Annotated in this window: 14 protein-coding genes; 11 read left to right on the top strand and 3 right to left on the bottom strand. The window is 36.0% G+C overall.

The window, feature by feature from the left end:
• Positions 1–24 precede the first annotated feature (24 nt).
• The 4 genes from murC to fumC all read left to right on the top strand — a co-directional run bounded on the left by murC (position 25) and on the right by fumC (position 5,597).
• Complete coding sequence (gene murC, locus ABL518_RS03735; RefSeq protein ID WP_038250394.1) at positions 25–1,521, top strand: UDP-N-acetylmuramate--L-alanine ligase; 1,497 nt, start codon at positions 25–27, stop codon at positions 1,519–1,521.
• 4 nt (positions 1,522–1,525) lie between these two features.
• Positions 1,526–2,800: a phosphopyruvate hydratase gene (gene eno / locus ABL518_RS03740; protein ID WP_010082238.1), complete on the top strand. Its 1,275-nt coding sequence runs from the start codon at positions 1,526–1,528 to the stop codon at positions 2,798–2,800.
• Complete coding sequence (cgtA, locus tag ABL518_RS03745) at positions 2,788–3,810, top strand: Obg family GTPase CgtA (RefSeq protein ID WP_006280016.1); 1,023 nt, start codon at positions 2,788–2,790, stop codon at positions 3,808–3,810. Before eno ends, cgtA begins: the two co-directional genes overlap by 13 nt.
• A gap of 392 nt (positions 3,811–4,202) precedes the next feature.
• A complete protein-coding gene (gene fumC, locus ABL518_RS03750) occupies positions 4,203–5,597 on the top strand; it encodes a class II fumarate hydratase (protein ID WP_010962632.1) in 1,395 nt (464 codons plus the stop codon).
• 194 nt (positions 5,598–5,791) lie between these two features.
• Here fumC and grxD read toward each other — a convergent pair whose 3' ends face one another.
• Positions 5,792–6,115 (bottom strand): Grx4 family monothiol glutaredoxin, encoded by a 324-nt coding sequence (gene grxD, locus ABL518_RS03755; protein WP_095742701.1) that lies wholly within the window; start codon positions 6,113–6,115, stop codon positions 5,792–5,794.
• Between the two features lie 15 nt (positions 6,116–6,130).
• Positions 6,131–6,349, bottom strand: a complete 219-nt coding sequence (locus ABL518_RS03760) for a BolA/IbaG family iron-sulfur metabolism protein (RefSeq protein WP_006280012.1) — start codon at positions 6,347–6,349, stop codon at positions 6,131–6,133.
• Positions 6,350–6,478: 129 nt separating this feature from the next.
• On the opposite strand from ABL518_RS03760, the gene ABL518_RS03765 reads away from it, so the two are divergent.
• Positions 6,479–7,387 (top strand): P44/Msp2 family outer membrane protein, encoded by a 909-nt coding sequence (locus ABL518_RS03765; protein WP_233417545.1) that lies wholly within the window; start codon positions 6,479–6,481, stop codon positions 7,385–7,387.
• Positions 7,388–7,401: 14 nt separating this feature from the next.
• On the opposite strand, the gene ABL518_RS03770 is transcribed toward ABL518_RS03765, so the two are convergent.
• Complete coding sequence (locus ABL518_RS03770) at positions 7,402–8,724, bottom strand: malic enzyme-like NAD(P)-binding protein (RefSeq protein WP_077188090.1); 1,323 nt, start codon at positions 8,722–8,724, stop codon at positions 7,402–7,404.
• A gap of 134 nt (positions 8,725–8,858) precedes the next feature.
• On the opposite strand from ABL518_RS03770, the gene pgsA reads away from it, so the two are divergent.
• The 6 genes from pgsA (at position 8,859) to ABL518_RS03800 (ending at position 13,817) form a co-directional block, all read left to right on the top strand.
• Positions 8,859–9,392, top strand: a complete 534-nt coding sequence (gene pgsA / locus ABL518_RS03775) for a CDP-diacylglycerol--glycerol-3-phosphate 3-phosphatidyltransferase (RefSeq protein ID WP_010962629.1) — start codon at positions 8,859–8,861, stop codon at positions 9,390–9,392.
• Between the two features lie 120 nt (positions 9,393–9,512).
• Complete coding sequence (locus tag ABL518_RS03780) at positions 9,513–10,454, top strand: hypothetical protein (protein WP_010962628.1); 942 nt, start codon at positions 9,513–9,515, stop codon at positions 10,452–10,454.
• Between the two features lie 60 nt (positions 10,455–10,514).
• Complete coding sequence (locus tag ABL518_RS03785) at positions 10,515–11,222, top strand: outer membrane protein assembly factor BamD (protein WP_010962627.1); 708 nt, start codon at positions 10,515–10,517, stop codon at positions 11,220–11,222.
• A gap of 59 nt (positions 11,223–11,281) precedes the next feature.
• The gene (locus tag ABL518_RS03790; RefSeq protein WP_010962626.1) at positions 11,282–12,022 is read left to right on the top strand and encodes a YebC/PmpR family DNA-binding transcriptional regulator; all 741 of its coding nucleotides are present in this window, start codon (positions 11,282–11,284) and stop codon (positions 12,020–12,022) included.
• 3 nt (positions 12,023–12,025) lie between these two features.
• The gene (locus tag ABL518_RS03795; RefSeq protein WP_038198862.1) at positions 12,026–12,964 is read left to right on the top strand and encodes a M23 family metallopeptidase; all 939 of its coding nucleotides are present in this window, start codon (positions 12,026–12,028) and stop codon (positions 12,962–12,964) included.
• A gap of 7 nt (positions 12,965–12,971) precedes the next feature.
• Positions 12,972–13,817 (top strand): SPFH domain-containing protein, encoded by an 846-nt coding sequence (locus tag ABL518_RS03800; protein ID WP_010962624.1) that lies wholly within the window; start codon positions 12,972–12,974, stop codon positions 13,815–13,817.
• Positions 13,818–13,874: the final 57 nt, after the last annotated feature.

Below are 13,874 nucleotides of genomic sequence, written 5' to 3' on the forward strand. Positions count from 1 at the left end.
TATTCGGTAAGAGGGTTCGATACTATGAGGATTTTAAATTATACTATAATAAATTTAGTAATGAGTAAACATCTACTGCTAAATATTAACAAAACTCAAAAAGGAATAATACATATTATTGGTATAGGTGGAATCGGAATGAGTGCCATTGCTGAAATTCTTCACAATTCCAATTGCAAAGTTCAAGGCAGTGATGCACAATCAAACGACAATATAAATAAGTTACAAAAGCTAGGTATAGAGGTTTTTATTGGTCACAATGCTAATAATATAAGCCAAGCTCAAATAGTTGTACATTCTTCTGCAATAGAATCTGATAATGTGGAGTTAATTGCGGCAAAAAATAACAATAAAACCGTTTTGCATAGATCAGACATACTTGCTGAAATTATGAAAGGTAAATATGTGATAGCGGTTTCAGGTTCAAGCGGAAAGACAACAACAACCGCTATGATTGCTTCCATTTTTGATCATTCTGGCATTGATGCGACTGTAACTGTAGGAGGGATATTAAATTCCTATAAGAGCAACTTCAAACTTGGAGGGAGTGACACTTTTCTGATCGAGGCTGATGAGTCTGATGGAACTATGCTAAAAATCCCTGCAAAGATTGCTGTCATAACAAGTATCAACAATGACCACATAGATTATTACGGCACATTTGATAATATCAAAAATGCATTTTCCCAATTCGTGAATAATGCAGGTTCTGCAGTTTTACCTGATTCTGTAGACATCGATTATGATGCAGGTAATTCTATAACGTTTGGGTTTGAGAATGGTAGCATAAGAGCCAGCAACATTAAACAGCATGCTAACAGCATAGAATTTGATGTGTTGAACAACTGGATTCCAGCATTACGTGCTGGAATGACAAAAGGAAAGTGTACAGAGATGTCATCCCAGTGCGTGACACTGGGATCCAGCCCTTTAAAAAACATAGTACTATCAAATGCAATTGGAATTCACAAAGTAAGCAACGCCCTAGCTGCAATATCAGTTGCGATAAAGCTCGGAATTAGCGATGCAGATATTAAAAAAGGCCTTTTGGAATTTCAAGGAGTAGCAAGAAGATTCTCTTTGATTGCCGATATTAAAGGTGTTAAGTTAATTGAGGATTATGCCCATCATCCAAATGAAATATATGCAACTTTAACGGCTGCACGTTCGATTACTAAAGGAAAAGTAATAGGAATTATCGAACCACTTCGTTTTGCCCGCATTCGTAATTTTTTTGATGAATTCATACGCATTTTCATGATGTTTGATTATGTCATCCTCACTCCTGTTCATCCCCCAGAAGACAAGCCTATTCCTGGTTGTGGGATTGATGATATACAAAAAGCTTTAATCAGTAATGGATTTAATAACACAAAAATTATGAATGATGCTTTGCTCATTTCACATTTTATTAGTGATTCGACAAGTCCAAGTGATATAGTATTATTTATTGGTGCTGGTAGTAATATAGCTAAATTGGCAAAGGAAACTGCAGCACTTATTGCGGAAGTTAAGGTTTAATGTAATGAATAAGATAATCAATAACGTATTTGCAAGAGAAATTTTAGATAGCAGGGGTTACCCCACTATTGAGGTAGAAATTGAGCTCTGTGATGGTGCAATAGGCAGGGCATCTGTACCTTCTGGAGCTTCAACCGGTAAATTAGAAGCCTTGGAACTCAGGGACCAAGATGAGAAAAGGTATTGTGGTAAGGGAGTGCTGAAAGCTGTTCAAGCTGTAAATGGGATAATAGCAGATGAAATCATTGGAATGAATGCAGCGGACCAAAATGCAATTGATAAAGCATTAATTGAACTGGATGGAACAAAAAACAAATCAAAACTTGGAGCAAATGCAACTTTGGGTGTGTCTCTTGCAGTTGCAAAAGCAGCAGCAAACAGTTTCAAAATGCCGCTATATAGATATTTGGGAGGAAAGCAGACGAGTGTTATGCCGGTTCCACTCATTAACATAATTAATGGTGGAGTACATGCAGACAATAAGCTCGATTTCCAAGAATTCATGATTCTTCCGGTCGGTGCTGAGACTTTCAGCGAAGCGATTAGAATATCTGCGGAGGTATTCCACAACTTACGTAGCATTCTTAAGAAAAAAGGTTATAGCACAAATGTAGGGGATGAAGGTGGTTTTGCACCAAATATTGAAAGTACTGAAGAAGCACTTGATTTGATCATATACGCTATAGAATCAGCAGGTTATTCAGCGCAAAGTGATTTTGCACTAGGCCTTGATGTTGCTTCATCTACTTTTTATGAAGATGGAATTTACAAATTTGAACACAGAGATCTTACTTCAGAAGAGTTGACTGAATATTATTGTAATCTTGTGGAAAGATATCCAATAATTTCTATAGAAGATGCAATGAGTGAAGACGACTATGAAGGTTGGAAATTACTTACTGCAAAATTGGGGAGTAAAATTCAATTGGTTGGGGATGATTTGTTTGTTACAAATTGTGAACTGATATGCAAAGGAATAGAGGAAAAAATGGCAAATGCTGTACTGATCAAGCCAAATCAAATAGGGACGTTAACAGAAACTTTTGCTGCTATTGAAATGGCAAAATCAAATGGCTATAAAGCTGTTGTTTCTCATCGCTCAGGTGAAACAGAAGACACAACAATATCTCATATAGCAGTTGCGTCAAATTGCGGGCAAATAAAAACCGGGTCGCTATCGCGTTCTGATAGACTCGCGAAGTATAACGAGCTAATCAGAATAGAAAGCGCATTAGGAAAGGATGCTAAATATTATCGTGGGTTAGCATGGGTTTTATAGACGAAGTAAAATTGTGTTTAAAAGCTGGTGACGGTGGTGATGGCTGTGCAAGTTTTCGTCGAGAAAAGTTCGTTGAATTTGGTGGTCCAAATGGTGGTAATGGAGGAAAGGGTGGAAACATAGTTTTCATCAGCGACGCTAATCTCAACACTTTGCTTCATTTTCGTTATAGAAGACACATTAAAGCAGATAGTGGAAAAAATGGTGCAGGCAGGGATAGATCTGGCACAGCAGGGAAAGACGTTATACTTAAAGTTCCAGTCGGTGCACAAATAATTGATGAAGAAAGTGAAGAGATAATAGTAGACCTTGACAAGCCTGGTATGGAATTTCAAGTAGCACAGGGTGGAAAAGGTGGACTTGGAAATACTAATTTTAAATCTTCTACTAATAAGGCACCAAGACATTTTACTTACGGTCAGCCTGGCGAAGAAAAACATGTATTATTAAAACTAAAAGTTTTATCAGATGTTGGAATTATTGGCATGCCAAACGCAGGTAAATCAAAATTTTTGACTCGCTGCTCAAATTCCGATACAAAAGTAGGCGATTATCCATTTACCACCGTAAGACCTCATTTAGGCATGGTAAAAGTGGATGATAGCGAAGTTGTAATAGCAGATATTCCTGGAATAATTACTGATGCTCACCTTGGAGTTGGGCTCGGGCATAAATTTTTAAAGCACATAGAAAGGTGTCAAATTTTACTTCATTTAATCGATGTAACTCACGATGACGTTGTTTCGGCTTATAGTTGTATCCATAATGAATTGGAACTTTACAATAGTGATCTTGTTGAAAAAGAAGAGATTGTAGTATTAAACAAATGCGACTTATTGAGGGAAGCAGAAATTCTGGAAAAGAAGAATCACCTAGCTAATTATCTCAATAAAGAAGTGCTGTGCTTATCAATTAATGGTGATTTACAGCCTATTTTAAGATTATTAAGTGAAAAATTGAAAAAGAGTAATTCTAAGGAAATCGATGTATATGATCCTTTTAAAGCGTAAATTTTCTATTTATGGATGTACAAGAATGGTAGCGTGCAACCAGAACTAAGCGTACAGCTGTGCAAACATCGTGATTTGAGTCCACCAGAAGGGTGTCATCCCAGTGCCCAGACACTGGGATCCAGGAATTTTATTAAGTTGGTAAGCATAAAAGTAGCCGTTTTATGTTAAAATACAACGTTTTGATGATTATGAAAAGGCTGGATTCCAGACTGGAATGACACCATCATAAAGTGAATCAGTGTCAGCTACTTGCATCTACCATGCAAGTTAACTGAAAATTGCAATGTTCGTACACTTGACTACTTGGATCTAGTATGATTTAATTAACAAAGAAGTAGGCATGAAAAAATTATGTAGTGAACCAGTTTGCATAACACCAGGAGGAAAATATGGATAGAAAGACGAGAATAGAATCAGACAGCTTAGGGGAAGTAAAAGTACCAAGTGAACATTACTGGGGAGCACAGACTCAGCGTTCTTTAGAAAATTTTAAGATTGGCACAGAAAAAATGCCAGAGCCTCTGATTAAAGCATTAGCAATAGTAAAACTTGCAGCAGCGCGTGTTAATATGAAACATGGTGTTATAGATGATAGGGTAGGGGACGCAATTTGCACAGCCGCGAGGGAAGTAATAGATGGCAAATTTAATAATGAATTTCCGCTTGTTGTTTGGCAAACCGGATCCGGAACGCAGACTAATATGAATATGAATGAAGTGATCAGCAATCGTGCAATAGAGATTTTAGGTGGTAATTTGGGTAGTAAATCTCCAATACATCCAAATGATCATGTGAATTATGGTCAGTCGTCAAATGACACCTTTCCAACAGCAATGCATATAGCAGCAGCAGAGCAAATAAACTGCTTGCTTATTCCAAATCTTGAAAAATTGCATAAGGTGCTGGATAATAAGGTTCAGGAATTTAAAGATATAATAAAAGTAGGACGTACTCATCTGCAAGATGCAACGCCCCTAACACTAGGACAGGAGTTTTCTGGCTATGCGGCCCAGATTAAAAAGGGGATAGAGAGAGTAAAATCAACTTTAAGTGGTATATACGAGCTTGCACAAGGTGGCACTGCGGTTGGCACGGGACTCAATACTAAAAAGGGTTTTGCTGAAGATTTTGCAAAGCAAGTTGCAGGAATTACTAACCTTCCATTTACTTCAGCAGGCAATAAATTTGAAGCGCTAGCAGCAAATGATGCTTTAGTTGAGCTCAGTGGAACACTCAATACAGTAGCAGTCAGTTTAATGAAAATTGCAAATGATATAAGGTTGCTTGGTTCTGGTCCAAGATGCGGAATTGGGGAAATAATGTTACCGGAAAATGAGCCTGGTTCTTCAATTATGCCAGGTAAAGTGAATCCAACTCAGTGTGAAGCGGTGACTATGGTATGCACTCAAGTTATGGGAAATCATGTTGCTGTAACCATTAGTGGTTCAAACGGTCATTTTGAATTGAATGTGTTTAAGCCAGTGATAATTTACAATGTTTTGCAGTCTATAAGACTTTTAGCTGACGCAAGTTTAAATTTTACAGAAAAATGTGTAGTTGGTATTAAAGCAAATGAAGAGAGGATAAAAGATTTACTGAATCAGTCGTTGATGTTGGTCACTATATTAAATACGCATATAGGGTACGACAATGCAGCAAAAATAGCGAAGCTTGCTTATAAAGAAAATATCACTCTAAAAGAAGCAGCAGCAAAACTTCAACTGCTCACTGAGGAAGAGTTTGAAAGGATAGTGAAACCAGAAGAAATGGTAAATTATTTGTAACCGCTCACACTTAATTCTTCAATCTCACTAATAGAAAGGCCAGTAAACTTGACAATAGTGTTAACATCAACATTATTATCTTGCTTTGTCTACCTTATTTTGCCGCTCCCCTGAACGGATACGGTTTAAGACATAAGATCCTTTTTCATAGCTATACTACGTTATCCAGCGTCTGGGCACTGGTTTCTTGGTACTTATTCCGCAATAATTTTTTTTTCCTTCAATAAACTTTGCAGTTCGCCTTTTTCGTACATCTCGCGAGTGATGTCGCAACCACCAATAAACTCTTCCTTTATATATAATTGTGGAATTGTTGGCCAATCAGAAAACTTTTTTATAGATTCACGTATTTCATCATTCTCCAACACGTTAATATACTTAAACTTCACGTTCAATTTTTTTAGGATTGACACGACGAGTCCAGAGAATCCGCATTGAGGAAAATCAGAAGTGCCTTTCATATACAATACCACATCATTTTCTGTTATATCTTTTTTCATTTGTTCAAAATTGCTCATAAATTCACCTTATTTTTAAGTATTAGTTTCCAGTTGCAAGGCGTGTATAGACTGACCTTCCAGAGCTTTATATACCATTTTATGCTGTTCTATTTTTGTCTTTCCAAGAAAACACTTGGAGTTTATTTTTAAATGATAATGGTCATCATCTCCAGCAAGATCATGAATCTTTATATCAGCGTCGGGGAACGATTGTTTGATGATCCTCTCTAATTCGTGAATTGCAATAGTCATTGATTTGCTTTAAATTACAATACTTTCATTATAAATCTAAAACGATTGAGCGCAATAAAAAGTTGCTATCATAAGAAATAGAAGCATACTATAATAATGGAATGACAAATTATGCAGGGAGGCTTTGTGGTGGGCGAAAGATTTAAATTCACATATCTATTGGTTTTGCTAACTTTTTCATTTAGGTGCTTATCTTACGATGATAAAATAAATAACTTAGAGAATGTTTACATCAAAGCTAACTATTTTGGAGCATTCTTCAATGCAATAGGTTCTCTAGAAGGAAAAGAAGATGCAGGTGACAATATAACAGAGGGGGTTTTTAGTTTTAATAAGAAGGAGCGAATTGAAGCTGGATACAGTCCTAAATATGTTCCAGGGTTTGCCGGTAGTGCTGCAATAGGGTATTTATTCAAAAATATGAGAGTTGAGTTTGAAGGCTTATATTCTCAGACTAACTTATATGATGAAGATTATTCAGATAAGAAAAAAGCAAGATATATTGAACTTCGTCGTCACAATGATGCGTCTACTGGAGCGGAATGCAATTCACCTTGGAGAAGTGGAAAGGTTGATATTCACATTCAAGAAAATTGTAGTGTTGAAGCAGAGTTCAGAGCTGCATTTAAGATGAAAAATGAAGGTTTTAATAACTTAGCTGGAATGGTCAATGTATATCGTGATTTTAATATAGCAAAAATGCCATTCACCCCATATGTTGGTATTGGTGCAGGTGTAACTAGGGTTAAATTTCTAGGAAAAACCAGATATGCCTTGGCTTACCAAGCAAAACTTGGTATCAATCACCAACTTACAGCACAAACTCAAGCATTTGCTGGTTTACGCTATTTTGGTATCCTTGATAACCAATTTAAAGATATTGTACCAGGAATAAAGATACTAGCTGGTGAAGGATATATTCCTGCCGGTGGAGGAAGTAAAGTTGATGAAACTGCACGTGTTGAATCAACAACTGCAACCATTACCAATAGGTTTGGCATATATGGCTTAGAGTTTGGGTTGGTTTATCACTTTTAACTTTATCCAATAAATTACATATGTGAAGATAGTAAATTCAGCGTGCTGAGAACATTAGAAAGACGAGATTTTAATTGATTTTCATATTTACTCCAATCTTGTATTGCCTTTCTTGCAACACCTGAATCAACTGCGGCTTTTGCAACAGCAGGAGCTACTATAGAAATTAATCTTGGGTCAAATGGAGTAGGTATTATATATTCACGTCCATAGCCCATTTTACGACCGCCATAGACTGCAGATATCTCACCTGGTACTGGCTCACGGGCAAGCTTTGCTATTGCATCTGCAGCTGCAATTTTCATTTCATCATTTATTGTTGTTGCATGTACATCAAGTGCCCCTCTAAATATATAAGGAAAACCCATTACGTTGTTGACTTGGTTGTTGTAATCTGACCTACCAGTTGCAATTATTGCATCTGGCCTCACAGATTTTGCAAACTCAGGCCTTACTTCTGGATCGGGATTGGCAAGAGCAAAAATAATCGGGTCTTTGCCCATACTCTTTAACATCTCTTCATTTAACACATCTTTTGCAGATAGTCCGATGAATACATCAGCGCCTTTTATTGTATCAAGTAGAGAACGTTCGGAAGTATCAATTGCATACTTTTCCTTCCACTCATTCATATCCTCGTTTCTACCTTTGTATATTACTCCTTGCTTATCACACAGCACTATATTTTTAGCGCCCATGGACTTTAGTATTTCTAAACATGCAATACCGGCTGCTCCAGCACCATTCATAATGATCTTAACGTCCTCTAATTTCTTTTCAACAATATCAAGAGCATTTTCTATGCCAGCTGCAACAACCACCGCAGTTCCATGCTGGTCATCATGGAACACTGGAATATCCATCAGTTCATTCAGGCGTTTCTCTATTATAAAACAATCGGGAGATCTTATATCTTCTAAATTTATCCCCCCCCAACTTGGCCCAAGATACCTTACTGCATTGATGAAATCTTCTATATTTTCTGTACCAACTTCTATATCAACTGCATCAATATCAGCAAAACGCTTAAATAAAACAGCTTTGCCTTCCATGACAGGTTTTGCAGCAAGAGGACCGATATTACCAAGTCCAAGCACTGCAGTGCCATTTGAAATGACAGCAACACAGTTGCTTTTTGCTGTATAATCATAAACAACCTCAGGATTTTTAGCTATTTCAAGGCACGGAGCTGCAACACCAGGGGAATAAGCAAGTGACAAATCATACTGGGTAGATAAAGGTTTTGTTGGCATGATTGAAATTTTACCAGGGTTACCACCTCTGCTGTGATACTTAAGCGCTTCTTGTTTTGTGGTACTATCTAAATCATCGTTCATCATTACATCCTTATATTTTAAGCTTGTATTTTTTAAGTATATGGAGTTTTTATAAATGTTCAATTGTAAACTATTAACTTGTGAACTCTGTTGTACTTCTGTATAAGTTTACCTATTACGTAAGATGATATTACATGCTTAAAAAAAACGTGCCTAATTTGCTTACAATTTCTCGTGCACTTGCAATACCAGCAATAATATTAAGTTTTTATATAGAAAATAAATATGCAGGCCTGATAACAATATCAATCTTTGTGTTTGCGTGCATTACGGATTTTTTTGATGGTTACCTGGCGCGTGCGTGGAAAGTCCAATCAAAGTTTGGCAAGCTATTTGATCCAATTGCTGACAAATTAATAGTGGTTTCAACGATAATTATGCTAGTTTATAAGCATAAGATAAATGATTTTACAATAGTACCATCGATTATCATCATCTGTCGGGAGATATTAGTCTCGGGTTTACGGGAGTTTCTGATAGCTACAAATGTTAGTCTACCTGTAAGCAAAGCTGGAAAAATTAAAACATTTTTGCAGATGGTTGCTGTAGTAGCGCTAATAATGAACGATTATTATATGATTCAATATACAGGTGCGATTTGTTTATGGGTTGCAGCTATTATAACTATGTGGTCAGGCTATAATTATATCCTAGCCGGCATCAAATAGATTGATTAAATCTCCTAGGAAATAGTTAATAGACAAGAGTAGTTAATATCTTAGTGATATTGACTCAGAAAGCAAAAAGGTGTATAATTGTATTAACTTACTACTAATTAGGTTAATATTATGAAAATACCTAGTGGCAAATTTTCTTCTACTAAAAAGGTTCCAGGAAAGAATAAGAAAAAAAGAGATTTTGAACCATTAGAAGAGTTTTTTTGGGATTTTTGGCCAACAGTTGATAAAGAAGTCAAAAGAGAAAGGCTAGAACAAGAACTATTAGCACTAAAAAAAAGAGAGCTATATAGAAAATGTGCATCATTGGCAACAATGGTCCCATTTACATTGCTGATGGCGATTGAACTGGAAAAAACATATAGCGATCAGGTATTACTTGGCGTGATAAGTGGCGCGCTAAGCCACACTATATTACCTTTTACAGTCTTATCTCTTATTTGTACGCTATATTTAATTTACAATAATAGGAAGATAGCACAAAAAGAACGAGAGTTGGAGATTATTGAAAATGGAGAGGAAGTAAAGGAAAAAGAGCACAATATTTCTGATATAGGTCAGTGTTTGATCTATATTGAGGCTATAACAACTGCACTGGTTATTGTAGGTATGATAATGGGTGAAACATCTTCACTTGAAGCAGCAGAGGATGCAATTTTATTTCTTGCCAATGCAATTGCTTTTCTTGCAACTCTTGTTTCTTATATTGATAAGCATGAAAAAAATAAGAAAAAGGAAACAGAAAAGTCTGATCTTGATGAGAAATCTAGCAAGAAAACTAGCAATATATCTGTAGCCGGATTGGCGCTTGCTGGTTCTTCTGTATTTTTAATAAGAAGGATAATGTTAATAGCATTAGCATCGTCCTTAAATCCTGCTGTTGGACCTACTTTAGGCTTGGTAGGTATTGCAATTTTTATGGCTGTACAGGTCTTAACTATACATTCCTACAGTAAGACGCTGAAAGATCCAAAAGTGGAAGGACGAGGTGAATCAAGAAATGCAGGTAGTTCTGACCGTAGTTATAAAGAAGAAGGACCGGCTATTGCCTAAGAAATTTATTTATTTAAGTAATATTTAGGTCTATACTTTATTTTGATCGAAAAAAATCTTATGTATAAGACTTTAATCACGTGCTTTATTTTCCTAATTTGCTCCTTTACACAATCGTATGCGGATGATCTTGAAAAAACTGAAACTGAACTATATGAAGAAGCAGTTGAACTTTTTGACCAGAAAAAATATAAACAAGCTATTAGGGCATTTCATAAGATAGAGGATTTGTATCCTTTTTCTTATTGGGCAATGAAAGCAAAATTATTATCTGGGGTCTCTCACTATAATATGGGTAACTATAGCAGTGCTGCAAGTGATATGGCTGATTATATATATGTTTATTCAAATGGTGAAGATTTACCATATGTATACTACTTAAGAGTATTATCTTATTACATGCAAATTAATAAAGTGCAACTTGGACAGCAAACTGCATATAAAACTTTAGAGCTAGCCACTGAGTACATTAATCTCTTTCCAGGCAGCGAATATGTAGACGAGATAAAGGAAAGAGCAAAATTAATCACAGAACATATATCAACAAAAGAGTATTCTATCGGTAAATTTTACCTGAGGCGTGGTGAATATTTAGCAGCAATTAAGCGTTTCCAGAATATGGCAAGCTATAAGGATTCTAAATATTTTTCTAAGTCTATTAACCATTTAATAGCAGCCCATTCAGCTCTTGGCCTTGACTTAGAAGCTGAGCAGTATGAAAGTATGTTATTAGCAGAAAACCTGCAAGATGCCAAGCCAGAGGCTTGAAAATTTGCTTTAGCTTTTTCTATGCTTTGATATATAATTAGGTTTTTAACTATTTGAATATGGCTGGTCATTCACAATTTTCAAATATAAAACATCGGAAAGGCGCTCAGGATGCAAAGCGCTCTCAAAAATTTACGAAGCTGATCAGAGAAATAACAGTTGCTGCAAAGCAAGGGCTGCCCGATCCCGAACTCAACCCGCGCCTTCGCTCTGCTATATTTGCTGCACGCAAGGAAAATTTACCAAAAGATAAAATAGAAACAGCAATAAAAAATGCAACTGGTAACGTTGCTGGAGAAAATTACGAGGAAATCCAATATGAAGGTCATGGGCCTTCTGGCACTGCACTCATTGTCCATGTTTTGACTAATAATCGCAACCGAACTGCTTCTGAGGTACGTTATATATTTTCTCGCAAGGGTGGAAACTTGGGAGAAACAGGAAGTGTTAGTTACCTTTTCGATCATGTAGGCTTAATCGTCTATAAAGCAGAGGGTGTGAATTTTGATGATTTATTCAGTCATGGAATCGAATTAGAAGTATTGAATGTTGAGGAAAATGACAAAGAAGGATTACACGTTATAACTTGTGAAATAAAAGATTTTGGTAAAGTACGCGATGCCTTTTATGCAAAATTCGGAGAACCAGAACTTGCTCGTCTTTCATGGCAGCCAAAAGATCTGATTGAAATTAGCGATAAAGAGTTGATTGATAAATTATCTGCATTGGTTGAAGAATTAGAAGATAATGATGATGTACAGTATGTGGAAGGTAATTTTACTTTTGTTGATGCTGTTTAAATGATGAAGCTGATTGTATTTATGCTGCTCTTTATCTTACCGTTATATACCGCTGAAACATCAACAGATCTTGCACAGCCATTCCAGCATGGAATCAGAAAAAAAAAAGCTACTTTGACGACAGAAAGTGATAGAAAGTTGTTATTCATATCCAGTACCATAAAATCTTCCTTTTTTGCCACGGAAGGGTTGGCGCCAAATACAGTGGTGAAATTGATCAACATATATAAAGATTTCGGTGTTGATTTTAAAAAAGACATTGTGCCGAAGAGTAAATTGGAGGTTCTTTTTGAGAGATTGCCTAATAATCAGAAGACTGAAGAAAAAATTTTATATGCTTCACTGATAATAAACAAGAAAGCTATTAGTTTATATCATTATAAATCGCAAGACGGCAAAGAAAGGTATTTTAATAAAGAAGGAATAAGCTTAAAAAATGGCGAAATTTTTGCAAATCCTTTAAATGGAGATTATCGCATATCCTCAAAATTTGGCAATAGAAAGCATCCTGTTCGCGGTAAAATTGCTTTTCACAAAGGAGTGGATTATGCAGCTAAACTTGGCACTCCCATATACGCTGCTGCAGAGGGTGTGATAGAATATATAGGAAAGAATGGTGGCTATGGAAATTACATCAAAATAAAACACAAAAATGAATATTCAACCTGTTACGCGCATATAAGTAGATTTAGTGGCGATATAAAGTTAGGCTCTAAAGTAAAGCAGGGGCAGGTCATCGCCTATGTTGGTAGCACTGGTGTTGCAACAGGCCCTCATTTACATTACGAAGTTATATATAACGGCAAACACATCGATCCGCTTACGATAGCACATAAAACTGAAGTAAAATTGCCTGATCATGAATTAAGAGAGTTTAAACTATTTGTAAATAAGATAAATAAAACGATCAACAGAGAGAGTTCAAGTGAAAAAGAAGTTTAAAGACAATATGGATAAGAATACGATAAACGATAGAAATTTGAGTCAAATTCGGGCTTTTCCTGTACTAATAGCGCTAGGATTAATTTTATCGCTGCTTTTTTTGGCATATGACAGCACAATTGCACTTGGAGTTGCTGCCGTTTCAATTTTGACTTTTCTTCAAGGATTTTTTATTAATGACCCTAATGAAGCAAGAGTGATAGAATTTTTTGGTCATTATATTGGAACTTATTTTAAGTCTGGAATATGTGTAACGCTTCCCTTTTCAAGCAAATATATAGTTTCCCTAAAATTTCAGAATATTAACACAGAAAAAATAAAAGTTAATGATGCAAATGGAAGTCCAATAGAGATTTCTGCAGTAATTGTTTGGAGAGTGAGCAGTCCTGCAAAGGCGTATTATAATGTTAACAACTATCACGAATTTGTTTTTGTACAAAGTGACTCGGTAATTAGAGAATTGGCGAGCAATTATCCGTATGACAGCGAGAGCAATGAGGAATCTTTACGTAAAAATTCTGATAAAATTTCAGATGAATTGCGGTCAATGTTACAACAAAGATTAGATATTGCAGGAATTGAGATTACAGAAGCAAGAATATCGCATTTGGCGTATTCGTCCGAGATTGCACAAGCAATGTTAAGGCGTCAACAAGCACATGCTATCACTTCGGCAAGAAGGCATATAGTGCAAAATGCAATAGGAATTGTCGAGGAAGTAATAGCTCATTTTGAAAAAAACAAAAGCTTACAATTAGATGGCAAGCAAAAGGTTCAATTGATAAATAATTTGTTGGTTGCCCTAATCTCTGAGCAAGATGCACAACCGACGATTAGTTTAGATAATAATTAGCATAGAAGCCGATTGGGTTTCATAAATGCAAGTCACTATTAATTTCTTGATTAATAG

Origin of the sequence: Wolbachia endosymbiont of Drosophila willistoni, from assembly GCF_040084705.1 — a bacterium.
Lineage (GTDB): Bacteria > Pseudomonadota > Alphaproteobacteria > Rickettsiales > Anaplasmataceae > Wolbachia > Wolbachia pipientis.

Excerpts from the sequence above, each read along its gene's own strand:
- cgtA (WP_006280016.1), top strand. The coding sequence starts at position 2,788 with ATGGGTTTTATAGACGAAGTAAAATTGTGTTTAAAAGCTGGTGACGGT.
- ABL518_RS03795 (WP_038198862.1), top strand. The coding sequence starts at position 12,026 with ATGAAGCTGATTGTATTTATGCTGCTCTTTATCTTACCGTTATATACC.
- murC (WP_038250394.1), top strand. The coding sequence starts at position 25 with ATGAGGATTTTAAATTATACTATAATAAATTTAGTAATGAGTAAACAT.
- fumC (WP_010962632.1), top strand. The coding sequence starts at position 4,203 with ATGGATAGAAAGACGAGAATAGAATCAGACAGCTTAGGGGAAGTAAAA.
- ABL518_RS03800 (WP_010962624.1), top strand. The coding sequence starts at position 12,972 with ATGGATAAGAATACGATAAACGATAGAAATTTGAGTCAAATTCGGGCT.
- ABL518_RS03770 (WP_077188090.1), bottom strand. The coding sequence starts at position 8,724 with ATGAACGATGATTTAGATAGTACCACAAAACAAGAAGCGCTTAAGTAT.
- pgsA (WP_010962629.1), top strand. The coding sequence starts at position 8,859 with ATGCTTAAAAAAAACGTGCCTAATTTGCTTACAATTTCTCGTGCACTT.
- grxD (WP_095742701.1), bottom strand. The coding sequence starts at position 6,115 with ATGAGCAATTTTGAACAAATGAAAAAAGATATAACAGAAAATGATGTG.
- eno (WP_010082238.1), top strand. The coding sequence starts at position 1,526 with ATGAATAAGATAATCAATAACGTATTTGCAAGAGAAATTTTAGATAGC.
- ABL518_RS03790 (WP_010962626.1), top strand. The coding sequence starts at position 11,282 with ATGGCTGGTCATTCACAATTTTCAAATATAAAACATCGGAAAGGCGCT.
- ABL518_RS03780 (WP_010962628.1), top strand. The coding sequence starts at position 9,513 with ATGAAAATACCTAGTGGCAAATTTTCTTCTACTAAAAAGGTTCCAGGA.
- ABL518_RS03785 (WP_010962627.1), top strand. The coding sequence starts at position 10,515 with ATGTATAAGACTTTAATCACGTGCTTTATTTTCCTAATTTGCTCCTTT.
- ABL518_RS03760 (WP_006280012.1), bottom strand. The coding sequence starts at position 6,349 with ATGACTATTGCAATTCACGAATTAGAGAGGATCATCAAACAATCGTTC.